The sequence below is a fragment of the Paenibacillus sp. sgz302191 genome (assembly GCF_057749925.1).
On record NZ_JBYLHY010000106.1, the window covers coordinates 1 to 559 of the forward strand.

Consider the following 559-nt stretch of genomic DNA (forward strand, 5'->3'; position numbering starts at 1 on the left):
TCACGCCCGGCCCGTCCTTTTCAACATAATCTCCTGGTGCGTCGGGTACCGGAAGGGCTCGCCGGCTTGTTTGCCTTCGAACGTCATTCCATTCTGCAGCACGTAGATGTGACTCCCTGCCTTGATCGCTATTTCCGGCGCGATGAAAAGTTTGGCATCATAGTCAATCACGTTGGCCGTGTCTGTCTGACGTGCTGCCGGGAGCGATGTTTGGGAAAGGGCACAAGGCTGATTCTTGAGAACAGGGACCTTCTTCTGCCCGCTTGCTTTCGTTCCAGGGTCCTTGACCGTCCCAAACTCCGAAACCGTACAAAGTCCTTCATAGGTGCTCTCGATGGCTGCGCGCTCTGCCTCCACATCACCAAACATGCCTACCACCTCAATTTCCGGAATGCATTTAGTTGTGAAGCGTAATCCTGGACGAAAGATGCCCCCGGGCCACTCTTCACGGACGGCTGCACCGAAGCGAAATTTGTCTGCACGTCGCCGCGCTTGACGCTCTGTACAACCTTCCTTTCGGGGAACTCAGTCGCGTATTTAGTGCGGTACTGGTCCTCTG

Annotated in this window: 1 protein-coding gene; it reads right to left on the bottom strand. The window is 55.3% G+C overall.

From position 1 onward, the window contains the following. Window positions 1-369 carry an ABC transporter ATP-binding protein gene (locus AC3G2T_RS38810; protein WP_488438831.1) on the bottom strand — a complete coding sequence of 123 codons (369 nt, stop codon included), beginning with the start codon at window positions 367-369 and terminating at the stop codon, window positions 1-3. Window positions 370-559 lie beyond the last annotated feature (190 nt).